Here is a 16,836-nt window from a genome sequence, read left to right as displayed (position 1 = left end):
GGTCCCTCAGTTCGCCGGGTAGCGGTCGATGGGCGGCGGCGTCGGCGCCGGTACGCCGGACAGCCCCAGCGTCGCTTCGAACGCCTTCTTCCAGTTGCCGTTCTTCTCGTTCTCCTCCAGTGCGTCGTTGATCGCCGTGCGCAGGGCGTTGTCGCTGCGCGGCACCCCGATGCCGTACGGCTCCTCGGAGAACGGTTTGCCGACGACCTTCATCTCGTCCGGCGCCTTCGCCGCGAAGCCCAGCAGGATCGCGTCGTCCGTGGTGACGACGTCGACCTGGTAGGTCAGCAGGTTGTCGACGCAGACGGAGTACGTGTCGTAGGCGACCAGGTCCGCCTCGGGGTAGTCGGCGGCGATGCGCTGGTAGGGGGTGGATCCGGCGGCCGAGCAGACCGTCTTGCCCGCCAGGTCCTGCGGGCCGTGGATGTCGTTCTCGTCGGTGCGCACCAGCAGTCCCTGTCCGGCCATGAAGTACGGGCCGGCGAACCCGACGAGCTTCTTGCGCATGTTGTTGATGGTGTAGGTGCCCACGTAGTAGTCGATCTGGCCGTTCTGCAGGGCGGTTTCGCGGTTGGCGGAGGCGATGGTCTTGAACTGGATCTCCTTCGGACCAAAGCCGAGATGGGCCGCCACCATCGTGGCGATCTCGATGTCGAATCCGGAGTAGACCCCGGTGGCCGGGTCCTTCTCGCCGAGGTAGGGCTGGTCCTCCTTGGCGCCGATCACCAGGTGGCCCCGCCGCTCGGCCCGGTCCCAGGTCTTCGACGCGGGGAGCCGGAAGCCGGTGTTCACCGTGTAGTGGGGCAGCGCGTCGGCCTTGGGCCCCTTGACCGGCGGGCTGCCCTCCTTGCCGCAGCCGGCGGCGAGTACCGTCAGCAGCAGACCGGCCAGCAGTGCGGTGATCTTCTTCGTACGCAACGCGGAGCCTCCCGTCAGTGCTTGAGGATCTTGGACAGGAAGTCCTTGGCGCGGTCGCTCTCGGGGGCGGTGAAGAACTCCTCCGGAGTGCGGTCCTCGACGATGCGGCCGTCGGCCATGAACACCACACGGTTCGCGGCGGACCGGGCGAAGCCCATCTCGTGGGTGACGACGACCATGGTCATTCCGTCGCGTGCCAGCTGCTGCATGACCTCCAGCACCTCGTTGATCATCTCCGGGTCGAGCGCCGAGGTGGGCTCGTCGAAGAGGAGGGCCTTGGGGTCCATGGCCAGGGCGCGGGCGATGGCCACGCGCTGCTGCTGGCCCCCGGAGAGCTGCGCGGGGAACTTGTCGGCGTGCGCGGCGAGCCCCACGCGTTCCAGCAGCTCCCGGGAACGGGCGTCGGCCTCCGGCCTCTTGCGCTTGCGTACCTTCACCTGCGCGAGGGAGACGTTGGCCAGCACGGTCTTGTGCGCGAACAGGTTGAACGACTGGAAGACCATGCCGACTTCGGCCCGGAGCTGCGCCAGCCCCCTGCCCTCCTCGGGGAGCGGCTTCCCGTCGATCGCGATCCTGCCGGACTCGATCGTCTCCAGCCGGTTGATGGCACGGCAGAGCGTGGACTTTCCGGAGCCCGAGGGGCCGATGACCACCACCACCTCCCCGCGGCCGACGGTGAGATTGATGTCCCGCAGAACGTGCAACTCTCCGAAGTGCTTGTTGACGTCCCGCAGGTCGATCAACGGATCGACGGCCATACGCTGCCCTGCCCATGTGTCGCTGTGTGTCGGCTCAGCGGAAACTATCCGCATGGGTAAGGGACTTCGCGTCCGACACGCAAACAGGGCAAAAGGCTGTTTATCTAGGTGGCGTCCGGCGCGTCCGGGCCGGACCCCACCGGAGCGTCACTCCTCGGCCGCCTCCGCGTACACCTGGGACAGTTCGGGGCTGCCGTAGACCGCCCAGTCCAGGCCCGCCCCGACGACGTCGACCTCCCGGCCGGAGGCGAGCCGCACGACGGGCTGCCCGCTGGGCCAGACGTCCCACCGGGCGCCGGGGACGGCCCGCACCAGCACGGTGCCGAGGTAGAGGCCCGCGTCGTTCCCGAACCAGGGCGCCTCCTCCGGATCGTCGCGCCAGCGGGGCGGCAGCTGGTCGAGCGCGGTCAACGACGCGGGGCTGTCGTCCAGTTCGAGTCCGTAGTCCCCCGTCCGGACACGCAGCAGCTCGCACTCGGCGAGGACTTCCGCGAGGCCGGCGGGGTCCGCCGCGGCGGTCTCCGCCAGCGTCGCCGTGCGCGTATCACCCTGACGCTTGCGCCAGTTGTCCAAGAAGGGGATGTTCACCCCGCAAGGGTCGCACCTTTGTCCCGCCGTACGCCACAGGGCGCGCGCCGTCCTCGTACGCGTGGTACCCGGCTCCGGCGGAGTGCCGCCCGAACCATAGGCTGCCGGGATGAACACACCGAACTATCTCTCCGGACTCTTCTCCCTGGAGGACCGGACCGCCGTGGTCACCGGCGGCAGCTCCGGCATCGGCCGGGCGATCGCGGAAGCACTCGCCCGCGCGGGCGCGGAGGTCATCGTCGTGGCCCGCCGCGAGGCCGAACTGAAGGCGACCGTCGACGAGTTGACCGAGGCCGGCTGCCGCGCCGGCTGGGTGGGCGCGGACCTCTCCACGACCGACGGGGTCCGGCAGGCGGCCGACGCCGTGGTCGCACGCTCCGGAGAGCCGGACATCCTGGTGAACTGCGCGGGGATCAACCTGCGCCCGCCGATGGGTGAGCTGGACGAGGACGTCTGGGACACCACGATGGCCATCAACCTCAAGGCCCCCTACCTGCTGGGTGAGCGGTTCGGACCGGGCATGGCGGAACGCGGGTACGGGCGGCTGATCCACATCACCTCGCAGCAGGCGCACCGGGCCTTCGTGAACAGCGGGGCGTACGGGGTCTCCAAGGGCGGGCTGGAGTCGCTCGCCCGGTCCCAGGCCGAGGCGTGGTCGCCGTACGGGGTCACCGTGAACACCCTGGTCCCCGGGTTCGTGATGACCCCGCTGAACGCCCGGCTCTCCTCCGACCCGGAGAAGGTGGCCGCGCTGGCCGCCCGCACGATGGTGGGGCGCAACGGGCTGGCCGAGGACTTCGCCGCGGCGGCGGTGTTCCTGGCCGGCCCCGGCTCGGCGTACGTGACCGGGCAGTCGCTCTTCGTGGACGGCGGGCTCTCGGTCCACTGACGTCCTCCGCCCGGGTCCGGGGGGCGTCCGCCGGGCGCGGGCACCCCCTGGCCGGGCGGTCAGGCGCCGGGGCGGTCGCCGGCGGCGGCGCTCAGCGCCTCGGCGGCCACGGACGCCGCCTGCTTGTCGATCCCGAGGCCGGTGAGCACCCCGTCGCCGTCCTCGTGCTCCAGAAGTGCCAGCAGGATGTGCTCGGTTCCCACGTGGGGGTGGCCGAGCCGCAGGGACTCGCGGAAGGCGAGTTCGAGGACCTTGCGGGAGCCCGCGTCGTACGGGAGGAGTTCGGGGACCTCGTCGGCCGCGGGCGGCAGAGCGGCGAGGGCGGCCGTGCGCACGGCTTCCGGGGTGATCCCCTGAGCCGCGACCACCTGTGCGCCGACGCTCCCGGTGTCGGCGACGAGGCCCAGCACCAGGTGCGCGGGAAGAACTTCCGCACTCCCCGCCAGACGGGCTTCGTTGTGAGCGGTGACCGCGACGTTCCGGGCGCGCGTGGTGAAGCGCGCGAACCCCTCCTTGGGGTCCGGCTCGGCGGACTCGTCGGGCTTCTTCGGCACGAAGCGCTTCTGGGCCGCCTGCCGGGTCACCCCCATGCTCCTGCCGATGTCGGTCCAGGAGGCACCCGAACGACGGGCCTGGTCCACGAAGTGGCCGATGAGGTGGTCGGCGATGTCACCGAGGTGGTCGGCCGCGACGACCGCTCCGGAGAGCTGTTCGAGGGCGTCGGTGTGGGTCTTCTTGATGGCCTCGATGAGGTCGTCGAGGCGCACGGGAGGCTTGACTGCTGCCGGTTGCGTCATATGTCAACCGTAAGTTGACACTCGCGGGAGTGTCAACCTTCGGTTGTCAGCCGTCGTCGGTTCATCGGGCGGCAGAGGACCGGCGAGAGGCGGCAGGCGGCAGGCGGCAGGCGGCAGGCGGGCGAGCAGGCTCAGAACTCCAGGTCCACCACGACCGGTGCGTGGTCCGAGGCACCCTTGCCCTTGCGCGCCTCGCGGTCGACGTAGGCGTCCTTCACGGCGGCGGTGAACGGGGCGTTGCCGTAGGCGAGGTCGATCCGCATGCCCTTGTTCTTGGGGAAGCCGAGTTCGCGGTAGTCCCAGAAGGTGAACGGCTGGTCGTACTTCAGGGGGCGCGGCACGACGTCGCTCAGCCCTTCCGCGCGCAGCGCGGCGAGGGCGTCGCGCTCGGCGGGGGTGACGTGGGTGGCGCCCTCGAAGAGCGCCGGGTTCCAGACGTCCTCGTCGGTGGGCGCGACGTTGTAGTCGCCGAGCACGGCGAAGGGCCGGGCCGCCGCCGCGTCCGCGGCGACGGCGCTCCGCAGCGCTTCCAGCCAGCGCAGCTTGTACGCGTAGTGCTCGTGCGCGACCTCGCGGCCGTTGGGGACGTAGACCGACCAGAGCCGGACGGGACCGCAGGTCGCGGAGATCGCCCGGGGCTCTTCCGTGCCGTCGTACGCGGGACCGCCCGGAAGGCCGGCGACCACGTCGTCCAGGCCCACCCGGGAGATCAGCGCCACGCCGTTCCACCGGCCGGTGGCGTTCACGGCGGAGGCGTACCCCAGCTCCCGCAGCTCGTCGGCGGGGAACTGCTCGGCCGTGCACTTGGTCTCCTGGACGCACAGCACGTCGGTGCCGGTGCTCTCCAGCCAGGCCAGCAGCCTCGGCAGCCGGGCGGTGATCGAGTTGACGTTCCACGTGGCGATGCGCATGGCACCCAACCTAACCGGTGCCACCGACAGTCGCGGCCCCGATCCCTGCCGGCCGGTACGGCCTTCAGAAGCCGGTGTGCTCCCCCGGCGCCATCCGGCTGTGGTCGCTGCCGCCGAGCGCCCCGATCTGCGCGTCGTAGATCGGCCGGGCCAGGTCCGTGAGCAGGGCGTCGTGGATGTCGATGGCCCGGCGCGGGCCGACCTCGCGCACGTAGTCGATGACCTCCGAGATCTTGTTCCACGGCGCCATCACCGGCAGCATCAGGGTGTCGACCGGCTGCCCGGGGACGGTGAGCGCGTCGCCCGGGTGGAAGACCGAACCGTCGACGAGGTAACCGACGTTGGTGATGCGCGGGATGTCCGGGTGGATCACCGCGTGGAGCTCACCGTGGACCTGGACGTCGAACCCGGCGGCGCGGAAGGTGTCGCCGTGGCCGACCGTGTGCACCCGCCCGGGGAAGGCCGGCGCCAGCTGCTCGGCGACACTCCGCAGCGTCCAGACCTCCGCCGCCGGGTTGGCCTCCATGGCGGCCCTGATCCGGTCCTCGTCGAAGTGGTCCGGGTGCTCGTGGGTCACCAGGATGGCGTCGGCGCCGACCGCGTCGTCCTCCCCGGAGAAACCGCCCGGGTCGATGACGAGGGCCTGCCCGTCCTTGTCCAGGCGGACGCAGGAGTGCCGCTTCTTGGTGAGTGTGAGAGGCGATGCGTTCATGCTCCCCATCCTGCTACGCGGGCGGTGTCGTTTCTTCCTGAATCACGGACTGGGCCACGGCGAACGCGGCCCCGGCGGCGGGAACGCCGCAGTACACGGCGGTCTGGAGCAGCACTTCCTTGATCTCGGCGGGCGTCAGGCCGTTGCGCAGCGCCGCCCGCAGATGTGCGGCGAGACCCTCCAGCCGTCCGGACGCGATCAGCGCGGTGAGCGTGACGCAGCTGCGGGTTCGGCGGTCGAGGCCCTCGCGGCTCCAGACCTCGCCCCACACGTAGCGGGTGACGAGGTCCTCGTAGTCCTCGGTGAACGGGTCGGCGGCTGCGGCGGCCCGGTCCACGTGGGCGTCGCCGAGGACCTCCCGGCGAATCTTCGTGCCGAGCGCGTGGAGGTCCGTACGCTCCTGGTCGTCGTCCGTACGCCGGGCCGGCGGGGCGATCTCGGCGACGGGCGCGTAGGGGGCGGAGAGCGGCGGGACGGCGGCGGGGGGCGCGCCCAGGGGCACCGGAACGGCGCCGAGGGTGTCCTGCCAGGTGGTCGAGAAGTGGGTGAACAGCAGGTCCATCACGGCGGCCGGCTGCTCGACGGGCGCCAGATGCGACGCCGCGGGCACCAGGGCGAGCCGGGCGTCGGGAATGCCCGCGACCAGGGTGCGCGCCTCGGCGGGGCCGGTGACCCGGTCCTCGGCACCGACGACGACGAGCGTCGGTACACCGATACGGCCCAGTTCGCCGCGGATGTCGAAGGCCGCGAGCGCCTCGCACGCGGCGATGTAGCACCCGGGGTCGGTGGTACGCACCATCTGTACGGCCCACTCGACGATGGCGCTCTGCGCGGCGGCGAAGCCGGGCGTGAACCAGCGCTCGGGGGCGCTGCGGGCGATGGGCTCCAGGCCGTTGGTACGGACGATCACACCGCGCTGGCGGAACTCGTCGGCGCTGCCGAATCTGGGCGAGGTCGCGACCAGCGCGAGCGAGGCCACCCGGTGGGGATGACGCAGCGCGAGGTCGGCGCCGATGGCCCCACCGATGGAGCATCCCGCGTAGCCGAAGCGCTGGACGCCGAGGGAGTCGAGGGTGGCGATCAGCCGGTCCCCGAGTTCGGCGACGGAGACCGCGGGCCGGGCCGGGGCACCGCCGTGACCCGGCAGGTCGTAACGGAGTACCCGGTAGTGCTGGCACAGGTCCGGTATCTGGCGGTCCCACATGTGCCATGTGGTACCCAGGGAGGGCCCGATCACCAGGACCGGAGCGTCTTCTGGCCCGTCAAAGCGGTATTGGAGGGTGTTCGATGATGTCTCGCTCACCCGCCCGACCCTCTCATCTCTCACAATCTCTCACAGAACCGGGTCGGCCCGACCGGCCGCGCCCCTTCGTCTGCGAGGGCAGCCCCGGCGCGGGCCCGCCCGCCGGACGCCCGTGGAGCCCGTCCCACGTGACGGCGGCAGTGTCGTCCAGCTCGGCCCACATCGCCGTCTCACGCTCGGACACCGGCAGACCGGCCGCGGTCAGGCGGGTGGTGAGGTCTGTCGGTGTCGAGGCAGGTCCCACCCACCAGGAGAAGCCGCGGCCGGTGCCGGCCAGCGACCCGACAGTCTCGGAGATACGGGCCGCGGCGTCGCCGGCGGTGAAGCGGGCCGCCGCGACGATGTTGAACGCGTCGTCGTCCAGGCCGCTGTCTGCGACCAGGAGGTCATCGGTCTCCGTGACGGTCGCACCGGACATGCTCCGGTGCAGATGGCAGGCGTGTTCCGCCAGATTCCGCTCCATCCTGTCCGTCGAGCCGGCTTCATCGAGAAAGTAATCATTCATAGGGATCGATCCCAGCACGACCGGACGAAGAGCGCATGCCATTTCAGGCGGTGCCACGACGGTGACCAGCGCTTTCGATACACGCCCTAGCCCCCCCTCGCTCCGAACAGGTCAGGCTTCACTATCCATGCGGCCCGCCTTGACCACCATGGGTGCGATCGGACGAGGCACAGTTTCGAGAACCTGGCGCGGCTGACTGGCTGCCCCTCATCCGAGTGCCTGGAGGCGTGGTGGGTTCCGTCCCGACGTCCGAAAGCTGTTTGGTGACTGAGTTCGTGCTCGATGACGCCAAGAATGACTACGCCCGCTGACCCAGATCGGTACCGCGGGATACCGCCCATGGCAGAGCCGCAGAGTCCCGGTACGAAGCCCGGTGTCGTCAACTTCAGGAAAGATGAACCAGTATGTGTGGAATCGTTGCGGCGGTCGGTGAGGTAGATGTTCCACTGTGTCGGGAGATGCTGGCCCGGATCGCGCACCGTGGCCCGGACGACTCAGGAGAGACGCATCGCGGAGACGTCTGGCTGGGTCATCTGCGGCTGTCCATCATGGATCCGCAGGGCGGCCACCAGCCGCTTGTCGGTCCGCAGGGCCGGTCGTCTCTTGCCGTCAATGGCGAGATCTACAACCATCGCCACCTCAGGGAGGAACTGGGCGCCAAACGCTTCGTGACGGGTTCCGACAGCGAGGCTGCCCTGCACGTACTGCTGGATGACGGCCCCGCCGGGCTGACCCGACTACGCGGCATATTCACTCTCGCCTACATCGATGAGGCCGGTTCGCTCCTGGTCGCCCGCGACGCCCTGGGCGTGAAGCCGCTGTACTGGGTGCGCAGGGACGACTGTGTGCTGTTCGCAAGCGAGCTGCGTGCCTTTGATTCCGCAGACCGTCCGCTGGTGGAGAGCTTCCCTCCGGGATGCTGCTGGACCCGGCAGGGTGGTCTGGTCCGCTTCGCCGACGCCGTCCCGCCGCGGGTTCGCCCCGCGCGACGCCCGCAGGTCCCCGCCGCGCCCGGTCAGTGGGACGAGGCGTTGTTGAAGGCGGTACGCGAGACGGTCGTCACCGCGGTCGAGGACCGGATGATGAGTGACGTCGGCATCGGTGTCTTCCTGTCCGGCGGTCTTGACTCGGCGATCGTCACGGCCGTGGCCGCGGAGTACGCCAAGCGTCACGGGCGGCGCCGACCGCTGCCGACGTTCGCGGTCGGTACGCCCGGCAGCTCCGACCTGCTGGCCGCGCGCGTGGTCGCGGAGTATCTCGGCACCGACCACCACGAGGTCACGATGACGCCCGAGGACGCGATGGCGGCGCTGCCGAGAGCCGTACGGGCGATCGAGCACTTCGACGTGCATCTGGTACGCAGCGCGGTGCCGAACCTGCTGCTCGCCGAGTACGCCTCCCAGCACGTACACACGGTCCTCACCGGAGAAGGGGCGGACGAGCTGTTCGCCGGCTACCCCGACTGCCACCGAGAGCCGTGCCTGCACCCGGACGCCCTGCAGGCCAGGCTGGTGTCGATCGTGGAAGGGCTGCAGTGGGAGAACCTGCAGCGCTGCGACCGCACGACGATGGCGTACGGGCTGGAGGCCCGGGTGCCGTTCCTGGACCGGGACGTCATCGAGCTGGCCCTGTCGATTCCGCCGGAGTACAAGATGACCGGCCCCGGCATCGAGGAGAAGAAACTCCTGCGGGACGCCTTCGCCGGCTGGCTGCCGGAGGAGACCCTGCGGCGCGGGAAGCTCCAGTTCGGCCACGGTTCCGGGGCCAAGGACGCCCTGACGGGCATTCTGACGGCAGAGAGCCTCGCCGGAACCGTGATGGATGATGCCGAGGAGGAAGCCGCCTTCTACGCACTGTGGCTCGCCGAGTTCGCCGGTGTCTATCCCGAACGGACTCTCGGCCGTTCAGCCCCGCCCGCCAAGTGAGGCGAGAGCGTGGCGGAACGCCCTCTGGCAGCGGTCCCAGACTTCTGAGCCCTCTCGCAGTGACAGGAGGAGGGGCCACAGGTCGGCGGAAAAGGCCCGGCTGGCCTCGGCCGGAACGAGGGAGGGGAGGTTGTCGATGGCGATGATGCCCAGGGGCTTGGGGCCCTCGCGCAGCCGCTCCACGGGGTTGTCCCAGTCGGTTACGCGGTCGTAGACGGGGAAGGTGTTGAGTCCGCAGCCCACGTCGCAGGTCACGTCAGCGATCACCGACAGCCGCCGCCGTTCGTTGTCGAGGTCGGCCTTCGTCAGGAACGGGGGCACTGGTCGGTCGCATCCGATGGTGTTCACGAGGATGTCGTGCGCGAGCAACGTCTCCCGGTCCAGGTCCTGGGTGTCATCGGATCCCCAACGGGTCGGCTCGATACCGGCCGCAGCGAGCGCTTCGCAGGCCCCGCGCCCCGAGCGCCCGTGCGCTCCGATCACCACGGCAGTCACGCCGTCTCCGCGTCGGCCGGTAACCAGCCGTGTGCGCAGTTCCTCGCTGGATGAGGAGATGAGCGGCACCGTCAGCTCGTCCCGGTGCTGGAGAACGGCGAGTGAGGCGCCTGCGTAGCCCGCCCAGTAGCCGAAGGCCACGATTCGGCGGCCGTCGGCGCCGAGGAGGTGCTCGAGGTCGAGGAGGGTGCCGCCGCCTGCCTGGAAGCGCCTGAGCAGGCGCGGTGCCTCCGGCTGCCCCTTGTAGGCGTGTCCGAAGAAAATGTGCCGGTGAACCAGGTCCGAGGGTTCATCGGGGAGCTCTTTGAGGCCCAGGACGATGTCCGTCGCCGGGCAGTGAGTCGCCCAGCTGCCCTGCGGCGCGATCGCGCAGCCGGCATCGGCGTACGCGTGGGCGGGAAACACGCGCTGAGACGATTCCTCGACCGTCAGGTGCACCCCTTGCGCGACCAACCTGCGGGCGTCTTCAGGCACAAGGGCTGCACGCCGCTCGGTCCCCCGGGATTCGTCTCTCAACCAGATGCGCAGCATGTCAGGCACTGGGCAAGTGTCCATCGCAGGTGGCTGCCCGTACGCACCGCCGCGCCCGCTCTTCGCTTTCGGGCACTGGCCGGGCCCCATGCCGCAGTGCCGCGTCAACGAAACACGCGACGGTACCCATCAGTGACTTTTCCGTCCGGGCGCCCCCGTGACTTGCTGAGATCAGTGGAAGACCGGCTGTAGTGAGCGGCCGGGGAACGGCGAAGGGATGACGATGAGCACTTCAACGGCGGCCACACACGGCGAGCACTCCGCTGCGATCAGCACGGTCGCGGGGACCGGGGTCGGGGGGTTCAAGGGGGATGACGAGCCGGCCGTCTCGGCGCAGCTGAATGCTCCCTACGGTGTCGCGGTGGACAGCCTCGGATCGCTTTACATCTCCGACTACAGCAACCACCGGATCCGGAAGGTCACCACGGACGGAAAGATCGGCACGGTTGCGGGAAACGGGGTCGCCGGTTCCCGGGGAGACAATGGCCCTGCCGTCTCGGCCCAACTGAACTCCCCACGCCAGATCGCGGTGGACAGGGCCGACACTCTCTACGTCGTCGACACCGGCAACCATCGTGTCCGGAAGATCACGGCGGACGGGACGATCAGTGCCGTCGCAGGCACGGGCAGTCCCGGATTCAGCGGCGACGGCGGCCTGGCAACCGCCGCCAAGCTGAACACCCCCCTCGGGGTGGCTGTGGATGGCAGCGGCGTCGTGTACGTCACCGACTACGGCAACCTGCGGGTCCGGAAGGTCACCCCGGACGGGACGATCAGCACGGTCGCGGGCAACGGGACTGCCGGGCCGAAGGGCGATGGGGGCCCAGCGGTTTCCGCCCAGCTGAAGAACCCGCACGGGGTGGCTGTGGACGGCGCGGGTGCCCTCTACATCGCCGATGCGGACAACCACCGGGTGCGGAAGGTCACGTCTGACGGGACGATCAGCACGGTCGCCGGCACAGGAAGTGCAGGCTTCGACGGTGACGGCGGTCCGGCGGCTGCGGCCAAGCTGAACCTCCCGTTGGCAGTGGTGGTGGACAGTGCCGGAAACATGTACGTGTCCGAGTACAACAACCACCGGGTCCGGAAGATTACGCCTGACGGGACGATCAGCACGGTCGCCGGCACAGGAAGTGCAGGCTTCGACGGTGACGGCGGTCCGGCCATCTCGGCTCAGCTGAAGCAACCGCGCGGGCTCGCTGTGGACTGCGTCGACGCTCTCTACATCGCGGACCGGAGCAACCACCGGGTCCGGAAGATCGCGTCGGAGAAGATGGCCGGGCTGCCCGAGTCGGGCACGACCGCCTCCTGGGCCAACGTCCGCAGCACGCTGCGAATGGGGGTCCTGCGTGAGTCCGCCAGGGACGGCGCCGAGATCCACCAGTCACTCGCCTCCCCCCGGGTGCACCAGCAGTGGCGACTGATCGCGTCAGGACAGCACGAAGGCGACATCCTGTACCGGATCGAGAACGTGCGAAGCGGCAAGGTCCTGGAGGTCGTCGGAGGAGGCACCGCGAACGGGGCGGTGGTGGCGCAGCGCGCCTACGCGGGCAATGACGCCGAGCACCAGCAGTGGCGGCTGATCCCGGTGGGTTCGGTGACCGACAGCCCCCGGATCTATGAGATCGCGAACCGCAACAGCGGTCTGCTACTGCACGTCGACACCAACGCCCCCACGGTGATCAAGCAGTACGGGGCGCAGGGCGACCACCGCGCCCGGCAATGGCAGCTGCTCCCCGTGTGAAAGCGCGAGTGGTCAGGGGCGGCGACGCCCCTGACCACTCGGACCTGTGAACCTACTTGGAGTCGGACGGCTTCTCGGCGGTTGCCTTGGGCGCCTTGGGGGGCTCCTCGGCTGTCGGCGACGCCGGGGCGTCCGGTGTCTTGAAGTCGCTCTTCTTCGGTGCCTGCAGGCCCTCGTCCTTCTGCAAGTCGCCGCGCTGCGTCACCGTCTCGCTGGACTTGTCCATGCCGGCTGCCGCAGCCGTCGAGACCGAGCCGGGGTCCTGGGCGTAGGCGGCCTGGGCGCCGGCGGACGCCTGGGTGTTCTGGATGAAGGAGGCGAGGAAGCCGAGGATGACCCGGGCTTCGGGCGCCTGTTCCTGCACGGTCTTCGCCCGGTGGGAAGCACCGTGGATCCCGCTGGTGAACAGGCTCGTGGTCGTGTCGTCGTATGTGTCGTCATCGGCGTCCTCGAAGTCGATGCCCGCTCCCGGTCGCGGCTTGTCGCGGTCGGTGGTCACCGCGAAGAGTCCCGCGCCTGTCCTGGCGGAGTCGAAGACGTTGTTGAACACCATGGTCGTTACCTCTGGTCGTCGGGGCGGTGCAGCCTGCCGGTCACGGCTTCTTGTACAGGTCTCGTTCGCTGTCGGTCAGGCTCTCGCCGTCGAACATCGTGTGGTGGACCTCCAGGGCGGAGACGACCTCGGCCAGTCCCTTCATGCGGAAGCCGCCGCCGGCCAGGTCGAGGTCGCTGATGTCACGGGCGACCAGCTGGTCGAGCCGGGGGTAGTCGTCCGGCTGCGGCGGAGACAGGACGGCCACCGGTACGTCGTACTTCACCGCGAGGAGGCCGGAGAAGGTCACCGGGATCTCGTAGGTGTACTGCTTGAGGGCACGACGCTGCGTGACGAGGGTCTCGACGCGGGAGTTCGCCGGGACCGTTCCGGAGATCTGGGACTTCGAGGCCCAGCCGGTGGACAGGGAACCGCCGACGGAAGCCGCGACGCCCTGAGCCAAAGCGGCGTTGAGGCCCGCGGTGCCGGACGCGGTGCCCGTGGTGGTGAAGTCCACCGAGCCGGTCATCGTGGCCGAGGCGGAGTTCGTCATCCCGTTGGTCACTGATGTGTCGACGGTGTTGGCGTTGTCCGCTCCCACGCTGTCCTTGCTGTTCTTGGAGGTCATCGTGTTGGCGTTCTTGTTCGCCATCTCGTTCTTGAGCTGGGTCCCGAGCTGCCCCTGCAGGCTCAGACCCAGTTTGTTCTGCAGCTGCAGCTGCAGCTGGGCGCTGACGTTGCCGCCGAAGGTGAGCTTGGTGTCGCCCGAGAGCGACCAAGTGGCCCCGTTCGACACGGTGAAGTCGACCGAGTCGGTGAAGTTCATCGGGAACTTGCTGCGGTTGACGTAGGTGCGCGAGGAGAACGTGTCGGGCGGGGGCTGGGTGATGTTGCGCCGCTCCTCGATCAGCGGCTCTCCGAGGTTCATGTAGGCGAGCCAGCCCAGCCCGTACGCGGTGCCGGGGAAGGAGCCGAAGCTCGACTTGTTCACGGAGAACCCGACGGGCTTGTGCCGAACCCCGTAGTCGTCGACGTAGACCAGGTTCGGGTGCTCCAGGATCGACTGCCAGGTCTGCTCGATGTTGAGCTCCCGCAGGTTCTTCTTCGTCAGCGGCTGACGCTTGGCCCGTTCCAGGTTGTACGCGTTGGAAGGCAATTTCTGTCCTCGACTGATCTGGCCGAAACCGCACTCGGTGAAATGGCAAAAGGGAAACTGCACACGCTCCGGCAAATGAAGCTAACAGGAGCCTATTGGGCGGAGTGGATACTTCCGCGCATCACACCCAAACGAGTGATCAAGATTTTCCGGTGCTCTTGATCACTCGATCGATGACCTTCCGACCCCCATCTACGGCACCGCAAACTCGAAACGTGTCATTTTGACCCATTTACTTCGGTCGCATATTCGGTTATGAAGCAACCTCCTTTCGCGCGCGATCGAGCCTGCGGCAATGCCGCGTGATAAACCATTCCACTGAGCACCTGAGGCGTTTTTCCCCACATCAACAACAGGCGAGGTTTCCGCGATGTACACCCAAGAACGCACGGCAATGGCGAATTTGGTGGTCGGCGGCCCGGTGGCGGTGAACAGCTACGACAACGCCATCGTGGCCGCACTGGTCGAGAGCCGGCCGGTCATGCTCGTCCACGCCTTCAACGGCGGCTACCTGCGGCCCGCGGAACTCGCGGCGAGCAGCCACGACAAGGGTGTGAAGCTGGCCACCGCGCTCGATCCGGCCACCAAGGAGGCGCAGGGCCACCTCTGGCACATCACACCCGGCGGCTTCTTCGGGCAGCGCCCGCTGTACTTCATCGAAAGCGCCGCGGGCCAGGTGACGCCCCCGACCGCCGGCACGGCCGGCGCGGACACCGGTCGCGGGGACGACGGAATTCCGAAGCCGCAGCGTCGGCGCGTCACCGTCCACCAGGACGCCCCGCAGAGCACGGCCGACACTCTGCAGGTGGGCCTGCCCGCCAAGGTGGCCGACAAGTGGCGCGGGAAGAACGGTGCGGTGGAGGACACCCAGCTCTGGGTCGTCACGGTGACGCCGTGGGGCGGGATCACCTTCGTGCCGATCACCCACCCCGACGCCATCCTCGGGTTCAAGGACCACGCGGTGGCCAAGGACAGCGAAGCGCGGCTCACCTACAACTGGGGCGGGGACTTCACCGGAACGGTCATCAACACCTTCTACCCGCGGCTGCCCAACGAGTGGGACGTCCCGTACCACCACGTCTTCACGTGAGCCGCGATCACCGTCGCGTCACATCCGTCCCGAGCCGTCGCACCAACCGCCTGGAAGAGGCACCACGATGCCCGTGCCCACGCAAGAACTGAAGCTGGAGATCGTCAACGCCGCCACAGGCCAGCCCCTCGGCGCCAGGGCCAATCCGGCCGCGGACGGTACCCTCGTCGTCCGCGACTACCCCGAGGACGGCCCGCGCCCGGAGCTGTGGCAGTTCACCCCCGTTCCAGGCTCGCAGGACGACCCTGCGTACGTGATCCGTAACACGGCCGACGGCAAAGTGCTCGACACCCCGGCCGCCGCGGGCCAGGGCGTCCGCCAGTCGGACGCCTCGGGCAAGAAGGGCCAGCATTGGCGCCTCGTACCCGTCCAGGGCGAAGCCGGCCTCTACACCATCGAAGGCGCGGCCGACGGCGCCGTGCTCGACCTCGACGAACCCGGGAAGGACGACACCCGGATCGTCCTTGGCGAGTACGACGACCTCGCGGAGAGCCAGCAGTGGCGATTCGTCCCGGCCGAGCCGGAGCGCACCAGCGACCTGGCGCTGCACTGGACCTCGCTGAGCCACTGGAACAGCCGCCAGTCCTGGCGACTGGCCCACGACAAGACCGCCCTGCGGCCGACGGCCGACGCGACGCCTTCCTTCAGCAACGTCCTGCTGGTCCTGGACAAGTTCGGCAGCGACCAGGACGCCGGAGGGTGGAAGCCCGTCACTCCCAGCCCCGGCCCTGCCGGACAGCCGGGCTGGTGGGCGGGGCTCGGTGAACGGTTCCTCGCCGACACCACCGGCACCGGGCTTGCGGACATCGTCGGGCTCAAACCCGCGAAGGGCGCGGTGACCTCCTCCAGCCGAGGGGACGGGACCTTCGACGACGAGGAACGGGTTCTGCACCCGCCCACGTCCTCCGCGAGCCCCAAGGATCTGTGGACCCTCGCGGACCTCAACGGCGAGAGCCGTCCCGGTGTCGTCGTACTTACCGCCGAAGGCGTCCGGGTGTCCGCCCAGGACGAGGGCGGCACGTTCACGCCCGCGGGCGGCAAACTGGCCCTGAAGGCGTTCGGCCACGGCCCGCAGGCCGGCAGCTGGCTCGCCGACAAGCACCCCCGCTTCCTCGCCGACACCACCGGCGACGGCAGGCTCGACATCGTCGGCTGCCACGACAACGGCGTCTGGGTCTCCCTGCAGGACGAGGAAGGAAAGTTCGCGCCGCTCGCCGACGAACCCGCTCTCGGAGAGTTCGGCCACAGTGAAGAGGCCGGCGGTTGGCTCATCGACAAGCACCCCCGCTTCCTCGCCGACACCACCGGCGACGGCAGGCTCGACATCGTCGGCTGCCACGACAACGGCCTCTGGGTGTCCCTCCAGGACGAAGAAGGGGTATTCGCCGAATCTCTCTACGTCCTGGACGACTTCGGGGTCGACCAGGGATGGAGCTCCACCAGCGAAAACCCCCGATTCCTGGTCAAAACCACCAGCGACGGAGTGCCGGACATGGTCGGCTTCGGCCCCCAAGGTGTCGTCGTCGCCCGCGGGCGCGGCGACGGGACGTTCGAGTCCGCCCAGCTCGTCCTCAACGACTACGGGCATGCGCAGGGGTGGACGGGCGAGAAGCACCTCCGCCTCCTCGCCGACGTCACCGGCGACAAGACCCCTGACATCATCGGCTTCGGCAACGAAGGCGTCTGGGTGTCCCACAACAACGGCGACGGCACCTTCGAACAAGCCCAGCTGGTGTGCCGCGGCTTCGGGTACAACGAGGACGCGGGCGGCTGGCGGGTCGACCGCCACCCGCGCTTCCTGGCCGACATCACCGGCGACGGACGCCTCGACATCGTCGGCTTCGGCGGACCGGGCGTCCACGTCGCCCGCAACCTCCACCGCCGCTTCAGAACCCGGTGACAACGGAGGCACCCACAACCCCATCAGGCACCGGCCATGCCGCAACATCCCCGGGGACTCATCCGTGCCTCCCTCGTACGCG

At 69.2% G+C, this 16,836-nt stretch carries 15 protein-coding genes and 1 pseudogene; 5 read left to right on the top strand and 11 right to left on the bottom strand.

From position 1 onward, the window contains the following. Positions 1-6 precede the first annotated feature (6 nt). The 3 genes from ACFZAX_RS31085 to ACFZAX_RS31075 form a co-directional block, all read right to left on the bottom strand. Complete coding sequence (locus tag ACFZAX_RS31085) at positions 7-918, bottom strand: transporter substrate-binding domain-containing protein (protein ID WP_390965644.1); 912 nt, start codon at positions 916-918, stop codon at positions 7-9. Between the two features lie 14 nt (positions 919-932). After that, positions 933-1,676, bottom strand: coding sequence for an ATP-binding cassette domain-containing protein (locus ACFZAX_RS31080; protein ID WP_390965643.1), 744 nt, complete (start codon positions 1,674-1,676; stop codon positions 933-935). A 147-nt stretch (positions 1,677-1,823) separates the two neighbouring features. Then, positions 1,824-2,264 (bottom strand): DUF6278 family protein, encoded by a 441-nt coding sequence (locus tag ACFZAX_RS31075; protein WP_390965642.1) that lies wholly within the window; start codon positions 2,262-2,264, stop codon positions 1,824-1,826. A gap of 109 nt (positions 2,265-2,373) precedes the next feature. Here ACFZAX_RS31075 and ACFZAX_RS31070 point away from each other — a divergent pair, with 109 nt between their 5' ends. Further along, positions 2,374-3,153: an SDR family oxidoreductase gene (locus ACFZAX_RS31070; protein WP_390965641.1), complete on the top strand. Its 780-nt coding sequence runs from the start codon at positions 2,374-2,376 to the stop codon at positions 3,151-3,153. 59 nt (positions 3,154-3,212) lie between these two features. On the opposite strand, the gene ACFZAX_RS31065 is transcribed toward ACFZAX_RS31070, so the two are convergent. The 5 genes and pseudogenes from ACFZAX_RS31065 to ACFZAX_RS31045 all read right to left on the bottom strand — a co-directional run. After that, positions 3,213-3,950, bottom strand: a complete 738-nt coding sequence (locus ACFZAX_RS31065) for a Clp protease N-terminal domain-containing protein (RefSeq protein WP_390965639.1) — start codon at positions 3,948-3,950, stop codon at positions 3,213-3,215. Positions 3,951-4,081: 131 nt separating this feature from the next. Continuing rightward, positions 4,082-4,861 carry an exodeoxyribonuclease III gene (locus ACFZAX_RS31060; RefSeq protein ID WP_390965638.1) on the bottom strand — a complete coding sequence of 260 codons (780 nt, stop codon included), beginning with the start codon at positions 4,859-4,861 and terminating at the stop codon, positions 4,082-4,084. A 64-nt stretch (positions 4,862-4,925) separates the two neighbouring features. Beyond that, positions 4,926-5,573 carry an MBL fold metallo-hydrolase gene (locus tag ACFZAX_RS31055; RefSeq protein ID WP_390965637.1) on the bottom strand — a complete coding sequence of 216 codons (648 nt, stop codon included), beginning with the start codon at positions 5,571-5,573 and terminating at the stop codon, positions 4,926-4,928. 13 nt (positions 5,574-5,586) lie between these two features. After that, positions 5,587-6,876 carry an alpha/beta fold hydrolase gene (locus ACFZAX_RS31050; protein ID WP_390965636.1) on the bottom strand — a complete coding sequence of 430 codons (1,290 nt, stop codon included), beginning with the start codon at positions 6,874-6,876 and terminating at the stop codon, positions 5,587-5,589. A 142-nt stretch (positions 6,877-7,018) separates the two neighbouring features. After that, positions 7,019-7,339, bottom strand: a pseudogene (locus ACFZAX_RS31045) (GNAT family N-acetyltransferase); the annotation flags it as partial. A gap of 446 nt (positions 7,340-7,785) precedes the next feature. Between ACFZAX_RS31045 and asnB the strand changes: the two are divergent. After that, positions 7,786-9,306, top strand: a complete 1,521-nt coding sequence (asnB, locus tag ACFZAX_RS31040) for an asparagine synthase (glutamine-hydrolyzing) (protein ID WP_390965635.1) — start codon at positions 7,786-7,788, stop codon at positions 9,304-9,306. Here asnB and ACFZAX_RS31035 read toward each other — a convergent pair. After that, positions 9,286-10,332 carry a saccharopine dehydrogenase gene (locus ACFZAX_RS31035; protein WP_390965681.1) on the bottom strand — a complete coding sequence of 349 codons (1,047 nt, stop codon included), beginning with the start codon at positions 10,330-10,332 and terminating at the stop codon, positions 9,286-9,288. The two genes, asnB and ACFZAX_RS31035, sit on opposite strands and share 21 nt — an antisense overlap. A 223-nt stretch (positions 10,333-10,555) precedes the next feature. Here ACFZAX_RS31035 and ACFZAX_RS31030 point away from each other — a divergent pair, with 223 nt between their 5' ends. Further along, positions 10,556-12,076, top strand: coding sequence for an RICIN domain-containing protein (locus ACFZAX_RS31030; RefSeq protein WP_390965634.1), 1,521 nt, complete (start codon positions 10,556-10,558; stop codon positions 12,074-12,076). 52 nt (positions 12,077-12,128) lie between these two features. Here the strand turns inward: ACFZAX_RS31030 and ACFZAX_RS31025 are convergent, their stop codons facing one another. Continuing rightward, entirely contained in the window at positions 12,129-12,629 is a 501-nt protein-coding gene (locus ACFZAX_RS31025; protein WP_390965633.1) for a hypothetical protein, read from the bottom strand. Positions 12,630-12,669: 40 nt separating this feature from the next. Next, positions 12,670-13,764, bottom strand: coding sequence for a hypothetical protein (locus ACFZAX_RS31020; protein ID WP_390965632.1), 1,095 nt, complete (start codon positions 13,762-13,764; stop codon positions 12,670-12,672). Between the two features lie 370 nt (positions 13,765-14,134). Between ACFZAX_RS31020 and ACFZAX_RS31015 the strand changes: the two genes are divergently transcribed. Both ACFZAX_RS31015 and ACFZAX_RS31010 read left to right on the top strand, forming a co-directional pair. Then, positions 14,135-14,854 (top strand): hypothetical protein, encoded by a 720-nt coding sequence (locus ACFZAX_RS31015; RefSeq protein WP_390965631.1) that lies wholly within the window; start codon positions 14,135-14,137, stop codon positions 14,852-14,854. A 67-nt stretch (positions 14,855-14,921) separates the two neighbouring features. Continuing rightward, entirely contained in the window at positions 14,922-16,754 is a 1,833-nt protein-coding gene (locus ACFZAX_RS31010) for an FG-GAP-like repeat-containing protein (RefSeq protein WP_390965630.1), read from the top strand. The last annotated feature ends 82 nt before the right edge of the window (positions 16,755-16,836 follow it).

The sequence above is a fragment of the Streptomyces sp. NPDC008125 genome (genome assembly GCF_042957125.1).
Lineage (GTDB): Bacteria > Actinomycetota > Actinomycetes > Streptomycetales > Streptomycetaceae > Streptomyces.
The sequence above is the reverse complement of the archived record's forward strand: the minus strand, read 5'-3'. Positions and strand labels throughout refer to the sequence as shown.

What these genes read in the sequence shown, in the direction of transcription:
- ACFZAX_RS31025 (WP_390965633.1), bottom strand. Translation starts at nt 12,629, where the DNA reads ATGGTGTTCAACAACGTCTTCGACTCCGCCAGGACAGGCGCGGGACTC.
- ACFZAX_RS31010 (WP_390965630.1), top strand. Translation starts at nt 14,922, where the DNA reads ATGCCCGTGCCCACGCAAGAACTGAAGCTGGAGATCGTCAACGCCGCC.
- ACFZAX_RS31060 (WP_390965638.1), bottom strand. Translation starts at nt 4,861, where the DNA reads ATGCGCATCGCCACGTGGAACGTCAACTCGATCACCGCCCGGCTGCCG.
- ACFZAX_RS31070 (WP_390965641.1), top strand. Translation starts at nt 2,374, where the DNA reads ATGAACACACCGAACTATCTCTCCGGACTCTTCTCCCTGGAGGACCGG.
- ACFZAX_RS31030 (WP_390965634.1), top strand. Translation starts at nt 10,556, where the DNA reads ATGAGCACTTCAACGGCGGCCACACACGGCGAGCACTCCGCTGCGATC.
- asnB (WP_390965635.1), top strand. Translation starts at nt 7,786, where the DNA reads ATGTGTGGAATCGTTGCGGCGGTCGGTGAGGTAGATGTTCCACTGTGT.
- ACFZAX_RS31065 (WP_390965639.1), bottom strand. Translation starts at nt 3,950, where the DNA reads ATGACGCAACCGGCAGCAGTCAAGCCTCCCGTGCGCCTCGACGACCTC.
- ACFZAX_RS31035 (WP_390965681.1), bottom strand. Translation starts at nt 10,332, where the DNA reads ATGCTGCGCATCTGGTTGAGAGACGAATCCCGGGGGACCGAGCGGCGT.
- ACFZAX_RS31015 (WP_390965631.1), top strand. Translation starts at nt 14,135, where the DNA reads ATGTACACCCAAGAACGCACGGCAATGGCGAATTTGGTGGTCGGCGGC.
- ACFZAX_RS31055 (WP_390965637.1), bottom strand. Translation starts at nt 5,573, where the DNA reads ATGAACGCATCGCCTCTCACACTCACCAAGAAGCGGCACTCCTGCGTC.
- ACFZAX_RS31080 (WP_390965643.1), bottom strand. Translation starts at nt 1,676, where the DNA reads ATGGCCGTCGATCCGTTGATCGACCTGCGGGACGTCAACAAGCACTTC.